Origin of the sequence: Microcystis sp. T1-4, assembly GCF_000297435.1 — a bacterium.
Taxonomy (GTDB): domain Bacteria; phylum Cyanobacteriota; class Cyanobacteriia; order Cyanobacteriales; family Microcystaceae; genus Microcystis.
The window spans coordinates 17,186-34,561 of sequence record NZ_CAIP01000170.1 but is presented as its reverse complement, the minus strand read 5'-3'; the positions used below and the strand labels follow the sequence as shown (position 1 = coordinate 34,561).

The 17,376-nt window shown below is 42.6% G+C and carries 17 protein-coding genes and 1 tRNA gene; 7 read left to right on the top strand and 11 right to left on the bottom strand.

The window, feature by feature from the left end; translation table 11 throughout:
- Positions 1-497: 497 nt before the first annotated feature.
- Positions 498-2,483 (bottom strand): DNA sulfur modification protein DndD, encoded by a 1,986-nt coding sequence (gene dndD / locus MICAI_RS10320; RefSeq protein ID WP_008201323.1) that lies wholly within the window; start codon positions 2,481-2,483, stop codon positions 498-500.
- Positions 2,484-2,856: 373 nt separating this feature from the next.
- On the opposite strand from dndD, the gene MICAI_RS10315 reads away from it, so the two are divergent.
- A complete protein-coding gene (locus MICAI_RS10315; protein WP_008201321.1) occupies positions 2,857-4,500 on the top strand; it encodes an alpha-keto acid decarboxylase family protein in 1,644 nt (547 codons plus the stop codon).
- A 144-nt stretch (positions 4,501-4,644) separates the two neighbouring features.
- Positions 4,645-6,018: an IctB family putative bicarbonate transporter gene (locus MICAI_RS10310; RefSeq protein ID WP_039899970.1), complete on the top strand. Its 1,374-nt coding sequence runs from the start codon at positions 4,645-4,647 to the stop codon at positions 6,016-6,018.
- Between the two features lies 1 nt (position 6,019).
- Here the strand turns inward: MICAI_RS10310 and MICAI_RS10305 are convergent, their stop codons facing one another.
- Entirely contained in the window at positions 6,020-6,943 is a 924-nt protein-coding gene (locus tag MICAI_RS10305) for an AAA family ATPase (protein ID WP_008201317.1), read from the bottom strand.
- Positions 6,944-7,197: 254 nt separating this feature from the next.
- Here MICAI_RS10305 and MICAI_RS10300 point away from each other — a divergent pair, with 254 nt between their 5' ends.
- Both MICAI_RS10300 and MICAI_RS10295 read left to right on the top strand, forming a co-directional pair.
- Positions 7,198-7,716, top strand: a complete 519-nt coding sequence (locus tag MICAI_RS10300) for a hypothetical protein (protein WP_008201315.1) — start codon at positions 7,198-7,200, stop codon at positions 7,714-7,716.
- A 6-nt stretch (positions 7,717-7,722) separates the two neighbouring features.
- On the top strand, positions 7,723-7,995 hold the full coding sequence (locus MICAI_RS10295; RefSeq protein ID WP_008201312.1) for a hypothetical protein: 273 nt from the start codon (positions 7,723-7,725) through the stop codon (positions 7,993-7,995).
- Here MICAI_RS10295 and MICAI_RS10290 read toward each other — a convergent pair.
- The gene (locus MICAI_RS10290; RefSeq protein WP_008201310.1) at positions 7,992-8,915 is read right to left on the bottom strand and encodes a bifunctional riboflavin kinase/FAD synthetase; all 924 of its coding nucleotides are present in this window, start codon (positions 8,913-8,915) and stop codon (positions 7,992-7,994) included. The two genes, MICAI_RS10295 and MICAI_RS10290, sit on opposite strands and share 4 nt — an antisense overlap.
- 665 nt (positions 8,916-9,580) lie before the next feature.
- On the opposite strand from MICAI_RS10290, the gene MICAI_RS10285 reads away from it, so the two are divergent.
- Together MICAI_RS10285 and MICAI_RS10280 are read left to right on the top strand one after the other, a co-directional pair.
- Positions 9,581-9,868: a BrnT family toxin gene (locus MICAI_RS10285; protein ID WP_008201309.1), complete on the top strand. Its 288-nt coding sequence runs from the start codon at positions 9,581-9,583 to the stop codon at positions 9,866-9,868.
- On the top strand, positions 9,834-10,157 hold the full coding sequence (locus MICAI_RS10280; protein ID WP_008201307.1) for a hypothetical protein: 324 nt from the start codon (positions 9,834-9,836) through the stop codon (positions 10,155-10,157). The genes MICAI_RS10285 and MICAI_RS10280 overlap by 35 nt, the downstream gene beginning before the upstream one ends.
- A gap of 73 nt (positions 10,158-10,230) precedes the next feature.
- On the opposite strand, the gene rplA is transcribed toward MICAI_RS10280, so the two are convergent.
- From rplA to MICAI_RS10245, 7 genes are all read right to left on the bottom strand, one after another.
- Positions 10,231-10,944, bottom strand: a complete 714-nt coding sequence (rplA, locus tag MICAI_RS10275; protein WP_008201305.1) for a 50S ribosomal protein L1 — start codon at positions 10,942-10,944, stop codon at positions 10,231-10,233.
- 55 nt (positions 10,945-10,999) lie between these two features.
- Complete coding sequence (rplK, locus tag MICAI_RS10270; protein ID WP_002735897.1) at positions 11,000-11,425, bottom strand: 50S ribosomal protein L11; 426 nt, start codon at positions 11,423-11,425, stop codon at positions 11,000-11,002.
- A gap of 3 nt (positions 11,426-11,428) precedes the next feature.
- A complete protein-coding gene (gene nusG, locus MICAI_RS10265) occupies positions 11,429-12,046 on the bottom strand; it encodes a transcription termination/antitermination protein NusG (RefSeq protein WP_008201303.1) in 618 nt (205 codons plus the stop codon).
- The gene (gene secE / locus MICAI_RS10260) at positions 12,043-12,279 is read right to left on the bottom strand and encodes a preprotein translocase subunit SecE (protein WP_008201301.1); all 237 of its coding nucleotides are present in this window, start codon (positions 12,277-12,279) and stop codon (positions 12,043-12,045) included. The genes nusG and secE overlap by 4 nt, the downstream gene beginning before the upstream one ends.
- A gap of 124 nt (positions 12,280-12,403) precedes the next feature.
- A tRNA-Trp gene (locus MICAI_RS10255) sits at positions 12,404-12,476 on the bottom strand.
- A gap of 101 nt (positions 12,477-12,577) precedes the next feature.
- Positions 12,578-12,940, bottom strand: a complete 363-nt coding sequence (rplS, locus tag MICAI_RS10250) for a 50S ribosomal protein L19 (RefSeq protein WP_004160235.1) — start codon at positions 12,938-12,940, stop codon at positions 12,578-12,580.
- 186 nt (positions 12,941-13,126) lie between these two features.
- Complete coding sequence (locus tag MICAI_RS10245; RefSeq protein WP_008201298.1) at positions 13,127-13,975, bottom strand: carbonic anhydrase; 849 nt, start codon at positions 13,973-13,975, stop codon at positions 13,127-13,129.
- A gap of 168 nt (positions 13,976-14,143) precedes the next feature.
- On the opposite strand from MICAI_RS10245, the gene psbN reads away from it, so the two are divergent.
- Positions 14,144-14,275: a photosystem II reaction center protein PsbN gene (gene psbN, locus MICAI_RS10240; RefSeq protein WP_002761150.1), complete on the top strand. Its 132-nt coding sequence runs from the start codon at positions 14,144-14,146 to the stop codon at positions 14,273-14,275.
- Here the strand turns inward: psbN and MICAI_RS10235 are convergent.
- Positions 14,272-17,280, bottom strand: a complete 3,009-nt coding sequence (locus MICAI_RS10235; RefSeq protein ID WP_008201296.1) for an alpha-mannosidase — start codon at positions 17,278-17,280, stop codon at positions 14,272-14,274. The genes psbN and MICAI_RS10235 overlap by 4 nt on opposite strands.
- Positions 17,281-17,376: the final 96 nt, after the last annotated feature.

Below are 17,376 nucleotides of genomic sequence, written 5' to 3'. Positions count from 1 at the left end.
GCCTTCTGGTTTCTGTGTGGAAATGAGGTCTATACTGATGGGTTTTTCCATAAAATAGTCCTAAAAGTGTTGCCTAGTAAGCATTTCACGATTCCATAAGCAAAAATTATCACACAAAGTCGAGAAGAGCCGTTTTTTTTCAGTGTTGCCAAAGGCACGGCGTAGCCGTCCAGTAAACAGTAATCAGTGAACTGATAACTCGCATCTGATAACTGATAAATGATAACTGATGAGTGGATCTCAAATTTGCAGAAATAACGACAATCGGCAATTATCAGTAACTCTTAAATTATTACAGATGTATCAGCAGCCGCGTGTAAGCATCCCACCGAAAAACTAATGCGCGGGGGGTTTGGGGGCGGCGCCACGCCCCCAACGGGGGGGTTGGGGGGTAGAACCCCCCAAAAGCTTGGATTGAGCGATAAAATCGAAAGTAAGGCCCGATGTCTCAAGTTAATTGGGGGAGAATTTCTTGGGAATTTATCTCAGTCATAATCTTACCAAAAGTAGCGATCGGGGTGAATAGTGGTTTGACGTTGTTGGGAATTGTATTCTAGCAGGTATTTTCGGGCGATTACTTCCTGTTCTTCTAATAAGAGTAGCTCATTTTGTCCAATTTCTGTATCGGTGGAAAGGAGGATAACTTGAGAGGAAGCAGCGGGAAAATAACGTTCAACTAAATTATGGCGATGGGAAGAATCTAAACGTCCCAGGGGTGTATCGATAGCGATGGGTAAATCTCGTCCGGAGACTCGCGCTAATCCCCACAAAAAAGCGATCGCTAATAGTTGTTTTTCTCCGGCAGAAAGACGGTGTTTAGGCACATTTTGTCCATCGGGACCAAAGAGAGATAGACCAAAAGTATCAGCATCGATCGCTATTTTCTGCACCAGATCGGACTTATGCAATAAATAACGAAAACATTCCGCCACTTCTCCCTCTAATCTATTTAATTTTTTTAAAGTTAAGCGTTCTTTAAATACTTTTAAAGTTTGCTGTGCTTTGACAATAGCATTGACGATATGTTCGTTACTTTGGGATTCTAAAGCTTTCTCACTATAGGCAAATAATTCTTTTTTAGTTTTCTCAATTTTCTTTTTGATTTCCTCATAATTTTTGTGGCTTTGCTCGTATTCCGCTTGAGCATTTAGATAGTTTTTCTGAGCGGTTTTTAAGTTATTACTCAGGGTTTCATATTCTTCGGGAGAGGCTGCTACTGCTAATTCTCGCTCTAAATTATCTAAGTCAGCTTCCAGATTTCTTAATTGTTCCATCGTTTGATGAGCGAGGTTAATTTGTGCCGGTAATTGATGGGTTAAGACTCGATTTAATAACTGGATCGCCTCCTCGTCTAAATCTAAGTAAGGAGCGGTCAAAGAATTGCTATCCTCGGCTAAAAACTGATTTTCTTGCTGTAAAAATTCTCTAATATTCTCTAATTGTTCTAAAGTTAAATTCAGTTTTTCTAAATAAGCAAGTAACTTTTTATCTCTGGATTCTAAAACCGATTGAGCGACTTTAGCTGATTGAAATTGTAGCTCTTTTTCTCCCTGAATTTTAGCGGCTTCTAGGAGAGGAAAAATTAACTTTAATGGTAAAAGTTCCCCTGCTAATTGACCTAAATATTCTCTCTGGTTATCTAACTTTTTATCTAAATCCTTTTTTCTGCTCTCCAATTGACTTCTTTCGGCGGCAATTTTTCCACCATCAATGCGAAATTTATCCGAGACTGCATCAAAATCATTTCTAACCACATCTAAATTTTTTTGTTGAGTTTCCATCTCTTGCCGAGCCAATTCTAAATCCTCTTGGTACTGGGCTAATTTTTTCTCGATTGCTTCAATAGTTGCCAGTTCATTCTCTGCCGCTAATAACCGGCGCTTGCGACTAGCTAAAATATCAAGATCAACGGCTAATCTTTCCGCTAATTCTAACCCTAATAAAGTCTGCATCGAATCCTTAACACTGTCAGGAGGTACATCCTGTTCTGCCAATTCTTTGACCTGTTCCCCATCAAATAAAAACAGGTTAGAAATACCCAAAGGTAATAAAGTTTCAATATATTCATCCCAAGTATTAGCTAAGGCAGGATCGGGCCAATCTTCATCTAAAATACCGAGGGTATCCTTACCATCTTTGGGCTGTTTTGTCCAGTATCTAACGATACGATATTGTCGCCATTGTTCATTAACTAGATGTTCAAAAGCCAGTTCAATTCTCGCTTGATCGATGAGGGAAGCTTGATGATTAACTGCTTGACTGAGAAACTCGGCATAACTTAAATTATTGCGAGTAGAACACTTGGCCCGCGCACCGTACAAAGCCAAACGAATCGCATCCATTAAAGTAGTTTTGCCGCCGCCATTCATGCCTCCTAAAAGGATAATTGGACAGGGATTATTATCTTTTTCGGGACGTAAATTAATCACTTGACGACCGGCGTAGGGACCGAAATTTTGCAAAACTAATTCAGTAAAAATCATTAACAGTCAGCCTTAGTTAAGTCGAAAGTTTTAGGGAATCTCCTGTAAAAATTATATCTGAAAAAGTGTCCCAGATATTTTTTTACACCCAAGAGAAAACCCCCAGATTTTATACTATAGCATTGATCACCATCGCCTAGATATAATTAGGGTCTGCGGAAAAAACTCTAAGATACCCCCGCCTGTCGGCACCCTCTTATTAAGGGGGGCAGGGGGGATCGAGTGCAAAACCTATCTTCTATTTAATTGCAAACAGCTACTTAATTAAAGTCTGCTGATTTTTACTTTCTAGTTCATTACTGAACATTAGCCTATTTTGAAAAAAATCGTTATGATCGGCCTGAATATGCCAACACACCAGGAGAAAATTGCTATGATCACGATCGGCGAATATTTATTCCAGTGTCTCCATAGTTTAGGGGTTAATCATATTTTTGGGGTGCCAGGGGATTATGTCCTCGATTTGATGGATGTTTTGGTGGAAAGTCCGATCGAATTAGTTTGCACCTGTAATGAGCTTAACGCAGGTTATGCCGCCGATGCCTATGCGCGAGTCAAAGGGATGGGTGCTGTCTGTGTCACCTACGGTGTTGGGGGATTTAGCCTCGTTAATGCTGTGGTCGGTGCTTACGCAGAAAGAGTTCCCCTGGTGGTAATTAGTGGGGCTTCCGATCGCTCGATTCGCCGGGATAATTTATTATTACACCACACCACGGGCGATTATAATCTGCAATTTTCCATCATGGAAAAAGTCACGGCTGCTTCAGTTATTCTCACTAATTCCGCCCAAGCTGCCAGTCAAATCGAGCAAACTTTAGCTGCTTGTTTGCATCACAAACGTCCCGTGTATATCGAAATTCCCCGGGATATGGTCTATCGTCCCTATATCCCCTCGGAAAAGCCAATTTATTTACCGGATAATCTCACAGATGCCGCCGCTTTACAAGAAGCCGTTGAAGAGTCGTTTTTTTTATTAGAAAAAGCGGAAAAACCAATTATTTTAGCGGGGGTAGAATTCCATCGGTTTAAACTCCAAGATAAGTTACTGAAACTTTTAGAGGTAACGGGTTATCCCTTGGCCACCACTATTTTAGGTAAGTCGTCAATTTCGGAAATGCAGCCGCAATTTATCGGCACTTATGTGGGAGCATTAAGTCGCGAATACGTTAATAAACGGGTGGAAAATGCCGATTGTGTCCTCTGTTTAGGGGCGATCATGTCCGATATGAATTTAGGCGGATTTACGGCTAATTTAAATCCCAATAATTTGATTAATGCCAATTCCGAGAAAGTAAAAATTAAACATCACTTCTATCAACCGGTGTTTCTAGGGGATTTTATCGATGGGCTAATTAATAAGCTAAGTCACAAAGAAGCAGCTACACTAGATATTAGACCCGCGGCCGAATTGAAGTATTTAGAATTCCTACCCGTGCCAGAGCAAAAACTAACTAATGCTCGTTTCTATGAGCGAATGAATCATTTTATAGCTCAAGAATCTTTTGTTATTTCTGATACGGGGGACGCAATTATTGCCACAATTGATTTATTAATGCCCCAACAAACCGACTTTATTGGTCAGGCATTTTATCTATCCATTGGTTATTCAATTCCCGCCTGTTTAGGAGTAGCTTGTGCCGCCCCCAATACCCGTCCTATCGTCTTTGTGGGTGATGGTGCTTTTCAAATGACCGCCCAAGAACTTTCGACAATTATCCGTCATCATCTCAATCCAATTATCTTTTTAATTAATAACGATGGTTACACGATCGAGCGGGTAATTCAGGATAATATTTATAATGATCTACAACCGTGGAAATATCACCAATTACCAGCAGTATTTAACGGGGAAAGTTGGAGTTGTCAAGTCAGGACAGAAGGGGAATTAGAAAAGGCTTTATCGATTGCCCAGGGTAACATCGATCGCCTATCATTTATTGAAGTACATCTCGATCGTTTTGACTGTTCCCAAGGCTTAACTCGTTTAGGTCAAGCTTTACGTTCACCCCATACTTAGACTGGTTATGCTATCGGGTTTTGACTGTGTGAAGCTGCCCTAAGACACCAGACTGAAACTCTTTTGGCTCCCAAGAGTCAACAATTAAGATACAATCGGTATCTTAATCAAGGTTTGCCAGTGACAACCGCAACTAAAAACCCTATGAATGCTTTTTGGAAACAAATCACCCTACTGAACTTTTCCCCCGCTTCTTGGTCAAAATATAGCTATCTGCATCGTTTCGTCGGCCTTTTTAGTCAATGGCGACAGGGTAGCCGATTTGTGGAGTGGACAGAACTGATGGGTGCGCTGTTAATCTCTCTCCTTATCGCCACTGCGCCGTTTTTCTCCACCAGTCAAATCGGTTTTTTATTGTTAGCAATAGCGGGTTATTGGCTACTCTTAACCCTTGTGGATGAAGGCAAAATCGGGGTGACACCGATTCATATTTTAGTGCTTTTATACTGGGGAATTGCCACGGTTTCCACGGCTTTTTCTCCCGTTAAAACCGCAGCTTTGGAAGGATTAATTAAATTAACTCTCAATCTCATCTTTTTTGCCTTTACTGCCAGAATTATGCGCTCACCACGCCTAACAAATTGGATTCTGACTACTTTAGTTTTAACCGCCTTAGCAGTGAGCGTTTACGGCATTCGCCAGCAAATTTTTGGTGCGGAACAGTTAGCAACGTGGAACGATCCCACTTCCGAATTAGCGGGGGATACTAGGGTTTATAGTTATCTCGGTAATCCTAATTTATTAGCTAGTTATTTATTACCCGGTATTGCTTTTAGCGGTGCAGCCTTGTTTGTGTGGCAGGGATGGCTACCGAAAATTTTAGCGGCTTTATTAACTTTAGCCAATGGCGCTTGTTTATTTTTTACCGAGAGTCGTGGCGGTTGGATTGGTTTGATGGTCTTAGGAATCGTCTTCTTATTGCTATTATTTTATTGGTTCAAAAATTATCTACCGTTATTTTGGCAAACATGGCTTTTACCCTTAGTTTTAGGGGGTTTAGCCGTGGTGGTTTTAGGGGCGATTTTATTGGTGGAGCCGCTGCGAATTCGGGTGATGAGTATTTTTGCTGGCCGGGAAGATAGTAGTAATAACTTTCGGATTAATGTTTGGGATGCAGTTATCCGCATGATTCAAACTTATCCGCTTTTGGGCATCGGACCGGGTAATGATGCTTTTAAGAAAATTTACCCCCTATTCATGAAGCCGAAATATACGGCTTTAAGCGCCTATTCTGTGCTATTAGAAATCATGGTAGAAACGGGAATCATTGGTTTTACCTGTTTCCTCTGGTTATTAGTCACGACTATCGGCCAAGGCATCCATCAAATTAAACTTTTACGCGATAAAATGGATAGTCAAGGCTTTTGGTTAATCGGGGCAATTGCCGCTATGGCTGGAATTCTTGCCCACGGTTTTTTTGATACGGTTTGGTATCGTCCCCAAGTTAGTACCCTCTGGTGGTTAGTTTTGGGTTTAATTGCTAGTCGTTGTTATTCCCCCGCTAGGGGTTTAAAGTAGTTCAGGCACAGACGCGATCCTCGATCGCCACCGATTGCAGAAGTCTTTCTACGATAGCTTTAGCTTGACGACCGTGACTAGGAATCAGACGATGGCAGAAGACGTAGGGAGTGATAAACTTAACATCATCGGGGATAGCATAATCGCGACCTTCGAGGAAAGCGTAAGCTTGAACTGCTTTTTGCAAAACCACACAACCCCGGGGACTGACTCCTAAACTAATATCTTCATGATCACGGGTAGCGCGGACTAAATCGACGATATATTGCTGTAAAGCAGGAGCTACCTTGACCAGACTGACTAATCTTTGCAATTCTCCCACCTGTTCTAAGGAAATACAAGCTTCTAGGGATTTAACCGCCTCTTGAGAATGCTGTCTTTGTAACATTTTTAATTCTTCTGCTGCGCTGGGATAACCCAAACTCAGGCAAATGGCAAAACGGTCCATTTGTGCTTCTGGAAGCGGAAAAGTGCCTTGATATTCGACTGGATTTTGGGTGGCGATAACAAAGAAGGGTTGGGGGACCGGCCGCGCTTCTCCATCGACGGTAACTTGTTTTTCTTCCATGACTTCTAGAAGTGCCGATTGGGTGCGCGGGGTGGCCCGGTTGATTTCATCGGCCAGCAGGACGTTGGCAAAAGCGGGGCCGGGGATAAATTCAAATTCGCGACTGTTGGGGTTCCAAATCGTGGTTCCCGTGATATCACTAGGGAGGAGGTCAGGGGTGCATTGTACCCGTTGGAAACGACCGTTAATTGAACGCGCTAAGGATTTGGCTAACAGGGTTTTGCCGACTCCGGGTACATCTTCCAGGAGAGCGTGGCCACCACTGAGCAAAGCCACCAGCACCATGCGAATCGATTCGGTTTTGCCGACGATGCTCTGGCTCAAATTTTCCATCAAAATATCAATAGCGTCTCTCATAGTACAAAGGGGGTATTTTGTCAAGAAGATTAATGTTAATTTTTTTTGATCTTAACGATTCTTTTCCTAATTTGCCCAAACTAGGGAGGAAAGTTGACAGACAAGGGCGGGAAATTTTCTGCTAGGGAGCTAATCGGGGTTAGGGTGGCGAGCATAGAGAAAATTAGTTAAGAATTGTTGCCAGTGGGCGAAATCAAGATTTTAAGTCGGTTCAGTACGGTAAAATCGAGAAGAATTTCTCTTAATCAGTGAAGATGAAAGCTAGTTCGCTCGTTTTTAGTCTTGTTTTAGGAATCGCTGCCAGTACATTAACCAATAGTTTACCCGAAAATTTGACTTTCAATTCTCGGAAAATATTGGCTCAAGATCAAGCACCTTCCTGTCCTCTTCCTCCAGATATTGCCATCACTTTTCGCAATAGTGAATGTCAGGCAGTTACCCTAGAAAAACCCCAGACTTTTTTCCGTTATTATAGTGACGAAAATAGCAAAAAAGGTCGTTTTCTGACCACGGATCAATATACCACGAATGTGGAGGTGATCAGAAATTTAGCCCTCGATCAAAAGTGGAATCCTCCCAATCAAGCGACCAAAGTAGTATCGGTGACTTTACCGGCGGGAACAACGGTTTATCAAGGAATTGTTGCCCCCCAGAATCCAGCTGATTGTTATCCCGGTGGTGGTCAGCAAACTTTTATTAAAGACTCGCGAGATGTCAATATACAATGGGGAGAGGGACGAGCAATAACCGTTACATCTCTTTCCTGTCGCTAGAATATTATGAAAACGAACATGAGGGAATTAGTTCAATCGATTGACCAAGCTATTACCGTGGCCGAACAGATGCGGGAAACAGAAATATCGACTCGGATTGAGGGTTTAATTTCTGTTCTGAAAACCATCAAAAGTCAGGCGTTAGCTGGTCAATTACCACCGTCTCAAGGCATTGTTACCCTAGGATTAGCGCGAGAAGTAGCTGATTGGATCGATTCCCTCGATTCTCCTTTATTAAAAGCGGTGGGTAAAGTGGAAAGAGAATACCAAAAATATTAGGAATTGTCAGTTACAGAAGTTAGAATTAATCGAGAGCGATCGCAGTCTATCTCGATCTGATTTTTTAATTGATCGAGAGAATTAAATTTCTGTTCCGGTCGCAGGAATTGCACTAAATCCATCGTTAAAATGCGATCATATATATAGCCCGACCAATCCAATAAATGGATTTCCACACTGATAGTTTTTCCCTCGATCGTGGGACGATAACCGATATTCATAACTGCCGGTAAGCGAGAACCATCGAGAGTCACCCAACCGCAATAAACCCCCAATCGCGGCAATAATTTATCGGGGGGAACCTGTAGATTAGCGGTATGAAAACCTAATGTTCTGCCTAGTTGTTGCCCGATGACCACGCGACCAGTTAAACTGTAAGGACGACCTAACATTTGTCCGGCTTGCTCAACGTTTCCCGCGGCCAAAGCTTGACGAATTAGGGAACTACTAATCCGACCCCCCTCACAGTTTTTTAAAGCAACAATCTCGACTTTAATATTAAATTGGGAGGCGATCTGTAATAAATCTTCGGCTGTACCTTGACGACGATAACCGAAGCGAAAATCTTGACCAACACTGATCGATTTAGCCTGTAATTTTTCTACTAAAATCTGTTCGACAAAAGCCAAGGGTGTCAGGGAAGCTAATTGAGCAGAGAAAGGCAGTAAAACTAATTGTTTAACGCCTAAATTCTCTAAAACCTCCACCTTTTCCCCTAGAGGAGTTAATAATTGCCATTTTTCTCCCGTAAAAAATTCCCGCGGGTGGGGAGTAAAACTAACAACGGTGGGATAAGCGGGGCCATCCCGAAAAATTGGCTGTAGGACGGTTTGATGACCTAGGTGCAAACCATCAAAGTTACCAAGAGCGATCGCACAGGGGGCTAAAATACGGGTATTAGGGGAATCTACAATCCACACGCTGGCTTTAGGAACAGATACAAGAGAATAATTCAAGCGATTAATCTTGAGTGTAGCCTTTTGATTCTATATCAATCGGGCGATCAAGCTAAAAAAACACCGACATTAACTTGGCGGCCTTTGGAAGTTTTAGCAAATTGAGATCCAGGTGCGATCGGCCCAGCATTCCCAATCAATTGCACCAGAAAGATTAGGGAAACAAGCATTCATTAATTGTTCAGTTCGTTCTTCTCTGGGTCGTCTTTGGTGGTTCTTCGTGCTTTTGTGGTTTCCCAATCTGAATCAAGCATAAGTAACTGGTTATAATTAAATTAAAAATTGATTTTAGGTTCGATCCCCCCTGCTCTCCTTGATAAGGTAGGGTTGATTCATGAATCAACCCTACCCTTGATAAGGGGGGTGTCTGATAATTTTTAACGCCTAAGTAGTCGTGCAAAATAAATTTCCTAGTGAAGAAAGGCAAAAGGCAAAAGGCAAGAGGCAAGAGGTGGTTAGATGTGTGTAATTAATTTTGCTTAGGTACTTACCTACTTAAGGATATTGTTTTTGTTTCTTTTGTTCTAATCCTGTTGCTAATCATAGAGCGATCCCGAAAGGATAAGGTTTACCATAGTAAGGCGGGCGATTTTTATACCACTTTATTTTATTTATTGTCTATAATCGAGATGGTGGCGGCTAATTTTGAATGGGATGAAGAGAAAGCTAAGATAAATCTGAGAAAACACGATATTTCTTTTAATGAGGCTAAAACTGTCTTTGAGGATACCTATTCTTTGACTTTAGATGATCCCACTCATTCAATCTTAGAAGATCGTTTTTTTACAATTGGTTATTCTAGTCAAAACCGCTTGCTTTTAGTTGTTCATACTGAAAGACAAGGACACATCAGAATCATTAGTGCCAGGAGAGTAACTAAACATGAAAGAAAAATCTACGAACAAAGTAATCAATGATCCCCTCAAAGATGATGAAATGTTAGATGATTATTCTCAGGTTTTAACAGAGTCTCATTTAAAAAGTGCAGTCAGAGGAAAGTATGCTCAGTCTTTAGCAGATAAGGATACTTCTAGCGTTAAAATTATAGCAGAAAATGAAGAGAGATATGTTAACATGAAAACCATTGAAGTTGAAGCATTCGTTAACAACGAAGGTCAATTAACCGTACAAGTTCCCTCAAATTTAAAAGAAGGACAATATCATGCTGTATTGATTATAGAAGAACCCAAAAATGAAAATCAATGATCTTAGAATAGATAAAATCCCCAAAAAAAGCCCCCAATTACTTGGAGGCTTTTTCAAAGAAAAATAACTGTCATTAACCTTCTGCTAATTTCAGATCCCGCAGGGTGCTAATATCCACTTGAATCGATGGCCCCATGGAGGAAGAAACGTAAACTGTGCGCCAGTAACGCCCCTTGGCCCCGGAAGGACGGTTTCTGTCCACCGTTTCCTGTAAAGCCTTCAAATTGACTAACAGATCCTCGGCACTAAAAGAAGCTTTGCCAAATTGAACGTGAACGATCCCGGTGCGATCGGCCCGGAATTCCAATTTACCTGCTTTAAACTCAGAGATTGCCCCCGTTAAATCCGTGGTTACGGTTCCCCCTTTCGGTGAGGGCATTAAACCCCGTGGACCGAGTTGACGACCTAATTTAGCCACTTTCGGCATCATATCGGGGGTGGCGATTAACACCTCGAAATCCATCATCCCCTTGGCGATTTCTTCGATTAATTCTTCCGAACCAACCATATCGGCCCCGGCGTTGTTCGCTTCCTGTACCTTTTCCCCGCGAGTAATCACCGCTACTCGCACCGTGCGTCCGGTTCCTTTGGGTAAACTTACCGTTGTCCGCAGTTGTTGGTCGGTATATTTAGGATCGATACCTAAACGAATATGAGCTTCGGCGGTTTCGTCGAATTTCGCCGTCGCTAATTCCTTTAATAATGTCAGTGCCTCTAATGGCTCGTAGGCTTTATTTTCTACCTTAGCCTGGGCATCTCGCAAACGTCGTGAAACTTTTTTTGCCATCTGATTTGTTGCTCCTTGGGTAATAATGAAGCTGGGCTTCTCCCCGTAATAAAATTTAGTCTGAGATCTTGACACCCATATTTCTGGCCGTTCCCGCCACAATATTCATGGCCGCTTCGATGTCGTTAGCGTTAAGATCGGGCATTTTAGTTTGGGCGATTTCGCGTAATTGGTCGCGGGTAATGGTGGCGACAAATTTTTTGTTGGGTTCGTTGGAACCTCTTTCCACACCGGCCGCTTTGCGGATGAGAACGGAAGCGGGGGGAGTTTTGAGGACAAAGGTAAAACTACGATCCTCAAAAACGGAGATTTCCACAGGGATAATCATCCCGGCCTGATCGGCGGTTTTAGCGTTGTAATCTTTACAAAACGCCATAATATTTACCCCGTGTTGACCCAAAGCAGGACCGACCGGAGGAGCGGGGTTAGCCTTACCAGCAGGTAAAGCTAGTTTAATAATTGCGACGACTTTTTTAGCCATGATTTAGTTTTGTTTTTCGACTTGATTAAATTCCAATTCGACCGGGGTATCCCGACCAAAAATGGAGAGCAGGGCCTTGAGTTTGCCGCGCTCGGGACTAACTTCGATCACTTCCCCTTCAAAGTCCTTAAATGGACCGGATAGGACCAAGATTTGATCGCCAACTTCAAAATCGATTTTGACGACTGGTTCTTGAATCTGAGCTTGTTTGAAGATGCGATCAACTTCTGACATACTCAAGGGTAGCGGCGTGACGTGACCGCGGCCGCGTCCATAGTGCCGTTTTTGTTCGGCCCCAACAAAGTTGATCACATGGGGGGTGTTTTTTACCACCTGCCAAGCGTCATCATCCATGATCATCCTGATCAGCACATAACCGGGGAAGACTTTTTCCTCGCCGTGTTGCCGTGAACCATCCTTGCGGACTTTGACGGTGGCCGCTTGGGGAATCTGGACTTGCAGAATGCGATCGGCCACATCGAGGGTGTGGATGCGCTGTTCCAAATTGGCTTTGACCCGTTTCTCACAACCGGAAGCCACCTGCACGGCATACCAACGGGGTTTTTTCGGTAGGTCGCTAAGATTGAGTTCTTCGGGAAACTGCTCTTCTTCTAGATTCATGGGAACACCTTCCCCGCACCCCAGGCAAAGAATTTATCGATCAGATAGATGAGAGTGGCTACTAAAGTCACCATTAACATCACCGCCGCCGATTCACTCAACAGTTGCTGACGGGAAGGCCAGACGACTTTGGCGAGTTCTTCTTTGGTTTCATTGACGAATTCGTTGACCTGAAAAGAGGTTCCCTCTTTCTTGTCGCTCGCGTCTTTTTCTAGGGTTTCTTTTTTGGCCACGATCGCTACTCCTTAAAATGATACTCAAGCTATCCTTAACTTATCATTTTCACCGGACAACCCACACCAACCCCCAGACATTTAGATCATGTCCTTTGCAGTTATCGGCTTGGTGATTACCAAACGCGCCCTGGAGGACTTGAACCCCCGACATCAGGTTTTGGAGACCTGCGTTCTACCAACTGAACTAAGAGCGCCCATTCGCTAAACTATTTGGCTTTTTTAAAGCCTTTATTTATTATAGCGTAGTTGTTGGCGATTAAGCAACTTTCTTGGTTAGGCTGTCGCCGGAAAATTTCTAGAGAGGGCGATCGAAACGTTCCTGGACTCTGGTGGCTTTGCCAACCCGATCGCGCAGGTAGTAGAGTTTCGCCCGACGTACTTTACCACGACGGATGATCTTGATACTGGCAACCCGCGGCGAGTGGAGCAGGAAGACTCTTTCTACCCCCACACCCTGGAAGACTTTGCGTACTGTAATCGTTTCGTTGATACCGCCATGGCGTTTGGCGATGACAATACCCTCGTAGGGCTGAATCCGCTCTTTATCTCCTTCAACGATCCGCACCCCTACCCGTACCGTGTCACCGACATGGATAATGGGCAGATCGCTCTTGAGATACTCGGCTTCGATTGATTTGATAATCTCTTCCGTTTTCATCGGCTTTCGTAAAACTGACAATTTTCTATCATACCATATTTTTTGAGCAAAAAGCAATAGCTAGGCGCTTTCCTAACAATGAGCGTTGCTGATTTGCCGATGCTGTCACCAGATATCAGGCTGATTGTCCAGGATTAGGGTCTTGCCATTAACTGCCACTCTAGAGAGAATTTCTCTAATCCCTAATTAACTTCTCGATCCGCGATAAATGCGATCAGCTTGGGAGGGGTCTAAATAATTATAGCCCGGTTTTTGGGTCGAGGAGCCATTCTTTTTCGCCACAGTATTAACCGCGGGAGTCGCTTTTTTTACGTCCGCATGAGTCCTGATATAGTCCTCAGAAATCTTGAAGGGATGACTATTGGGAAGGTGACGACTAGAGGGTAAATTGTCTGCTGCTTCGGGATGGGTAATTTTACTATGGGGAGCGACAAAATCGTGTAGCATGGGATCGTAGGCTAAAATTTCACCGGTTTCAATCCGAAAAATCCAACCGTGTAGAGATAATTTACCCTGATGTAATCGGGAACGAATAATTGGATAGCTTTGCAAATTACTTAACTGATTGAGAACATTTTCTGCTACTGTCACCTCGATCAGTTCTTCTCCTTCTAATTCTTTGTAATTATCCTTAACTAAACGTCGAGTAGCTTCTGCTTGCTTTAACCAATCGTAAACTAAAGGCATTTCATCGGCCAGACTCTGCAATTTTAACAAACCTTTCATCGCTCCACAATGGGAGTGACCACAGATAATCACTTGCTCGATGCCGAGAGCGTTGATAGCATATTCTATAGATGCACCCTCACCACCATTGGTTGCTCCGTAGGGAGGAATTATATTTCCCGCATTACGAATTACGAACAATTCCCCCACCTCCGCTTGGGTAATTAGGTTAGGATCGATCCTGGAATCGGAACAGGTAATAAAGAGGATTCTCGGTTTTTGTCCGTGGGAGAGTTGCTCAAATAATTGCCGATGTTCATCAAAATAACCACTCTGGAACCTTTCTAGTCCCTGTAGGAGTTTCTTCATAATAATTCTTCTAGTTTAGTTCGATCGCTATTTAGTCGATCCTTTCAGCATTATCGGGCATGAGATAACAGCAATGCAACCGGCCAGATTAGCGATCGTTATCGGCGGCGAGATCGGTTAAATATTGTTAAGATAAGATACAGACTGTATCTAAGCAAATTTTATTCTATGGAAACTGCAACAATTTTGGGTATTTCGATCGCTGCCGCTTTGGTGGGGATTACCGCTTTAGCTCTTTATACTGCTTTTGGACCGCCGGCAGCAGAATTGAGCGATCCTTTTGAAGATCACGAAGATTAATTCTTTAATAACCATGTAGCTATCTGCCAAGCAGAAAGCTGCTCAACGGGATCGATCGCTCTTTCTAAACCATCGATCGATTCTTTTATTGTTAATTGTAATTGATTTTGCCAATCAATTACAGCGTTTTCTCCCTGACATTCATAGACGCGCATTACCCAACCCCGATCATCTGTTTCACTTGGTTTGAAACTCATTAAAATTAAGTTATCGGCCGAGAATTTTAACCATTGTGCCACTGGTGGCAACCGGTTTGATCGGGAAGAGTTAGTAATAAAAATAACGTTGACAGGTGAGTTTAACTGCCAAGCGTGATGGACAGTTTTCGCCGTTTTCCAGTTACCTGGGTGAGGATATATTGCATAGGTAAATTCTTGTTTCCCCAGATCCGCCTCGGGATCGGGCCAGCGGGGACTTCTCAAGAGAGTTAATCGCAGTTGCCAGTTAGTAGCATCATAGCCATATTTATTATTATTTAAAACACTCACCCCATAGTTTGCCTCTGTATCGCTTAAATCTGCCCATTTATGCCCGTAAACTTCCCATTTTGGCGATTCTGGTCGGTGGGAACGTTTGATCGCACCACAGGCAATTTCATAGGTGGTAAAATCGCTGTTGAGGCTGAGAGGAAAGGCGGTTTTTACTAAAGTATGTTCTTGCTGCCAATTAACAATAGTTTTAATCTGGAGAATAGGAGAATTTTTTTCTAAGATATAATCTTGGCAAAACTCCGAATCAGCTAAACTTCTGATCACGCGAATCTGCCAGCGCAAGGGACCACATTCTAAGCATTCGATCGATTTTAATACTGTTTTAGGTAAGGGATATTGTTGATAATTCGGATCGATATTCCAAGCGTCCCAATATTGTCCTTGATCTTTAAATGCCTGTAATTGATTACCAGCAGCTTGCAGGATTTCTCTTTGATTAATTATATCGAATATACTATCTATATCCCCCGTTTCCGAGTTAATGGTAACTTTAAGCAGTCCATTGTCTAAAATAAATTGGCAGTTGGTTAAATTTTGCTCGGCTGCTGGCTGATTGGCAACTAACCAAAATAACTTATAACCCACAGAAGGAATATTTTTAGCGAGAAATAATAGCTGATTGTCGTGGGATAATTGCGAAGGACAGAGACAATTATTCCAGTCATAAACCGAACAATTGACAGATTCTATAGCTAAAGAGACAACCTGGGATCTTTCCCAGTTAAGAGAATTAAAAACTAGAAAAGGTTTTGCTTGGAGATGGGGGGGATTAGGTAAATTAATTTGATTGGCAATTGCCTGTAAAGCTTGATCTAAAATTGTCTCACCCGTGGCGATAACTTGCCGCCATAACTGATTGGCATCCCTAAACACTTCTGGGATCGAAGTACCTGGAAGTATATCGTGAAACTGATTTAATAAAACCTTTTTCCATGCCGATTCTATCTCGACTTGCGGATAGGGAATCTCTAGTAAGATATTAGCCAGAGAAGACCATAATTCTCCTTGATACAAGAGGATTTCACAGTAACGATTATAGTCTTTTTGGTCAGCGTGGGTAGTATAACAACCCCGATGGAATTCTAGATATAATTCATCATCCCAGATAGGAAGATTACTCGTCTCCAGACTGTCCAGATAAGTTGTTGCTTGGCTAAATTTTAGCTGGGGGAAAAAAGGAGATTTTTGCCAACGTTGGGCCACCTCTAACATATCACGAGTCGGACCGCCGCCATGGTCGCCAACACCGGGCAGCCAAAAAATATCTTTTAAGCCAGTTTGCCGTTCCCAATTGAGAGCATGATCGGTCATAATAATTGGGTTAGTATCCATAACTCCGGCAACATTGGGAGGAGACATGAGGGAAAGAATTTTACTGCCATCGGGAGATTGCCACCAGAAAAAACCGTGGGGAAATTTAGTCGTATCATTCCAATGTAGTTTCCCGGTTACAAAATATTTGATGCCAAAGGATTTAAGAATTTGCGGCAATTGGTAGGGAAAACCAAAGGTATCTGGCAGCCAAGCAGTTTTGGTGATTTGTCCAAATTTTGCTTGAAAGTATTGTTGTCCATAAAGCAGCTGTCGAAATAGGGATTCCCCGGAGATTAAATTGACTTCTGGTTCTACCCACATCCCGCCCAAAAGTTCCCAGGATTGCCCTTTGTATGCCTCTATAATTGCTTGAAACAGGTCGGGATGATGTTTTTCTATCCATTCGTAAATTAGGGGGCTAGAATGACCAAATACGAGGGCAGGAAAATCTTTTTGCAGGTTTAAAACCGAGATAAAAGTGTTTTTTGCCACTTGCCAAGTTTCTGCCAATGGCCACAACCAAGCCAGATCTAAATGTGCGTGGCCGAGAAGATGAAAAGTTCGTTCTTTGAGAGGTTGAGCTAGGGGTTGCAGGGATTGACGAATTGATTCTAGGGAGCGATTAAATTTATCTTTGTTGGTGACATTATCCCAGTCAATATTATCGAGAGTAGCGGTAAAAGCTGCTAAGTTTTCAGGGTAAAAAGTTTGTAGATAATTATGGAGAATGGTTAATTCATCGGCAACAAAACTGGGATCGATCGCTTGGCTATGTTCATAGATTAACTCCGATTTCATCAAACCACCAATATCATGATTGGGACTGACTAAACGGAGGGTAACAAGAATTTCTTGACCGGTAGAGACCGAGTTAGAAAGTAAAATGCGGGTGGAAGAATCAAAGAGGTCTCCTGCTTGGATAAATTGATTATTAACATAAATTTTGACATCTTCCGCCCACCAAGTTAAGATTAATCTCAGTTCCATTCCCGCTACAGGATAACCGGCTAAATGTTCGGGGACAATAATTTTTTGAGTTAGATATTGAATTTGTCTGCCGGCGGGCCAAATAATGTATTGTTTTTCATTGAGGGTGACGGGTTGAATTGGTTTTCCAGCTGCTGTAACGATCCACCAATTTTTCTGGACATCTGTGCGGGTGAGGTGAGACAGTTTAGCGACGTTGTCGGGGGGAGACATGAGCCAACAAATAAGTTAATTTTGACTATTTTAAGCGATCGATGCCTAATTGGGCTAGGGGATAACTTCTGTTAACGCCATAGTGCTGAAGACTTA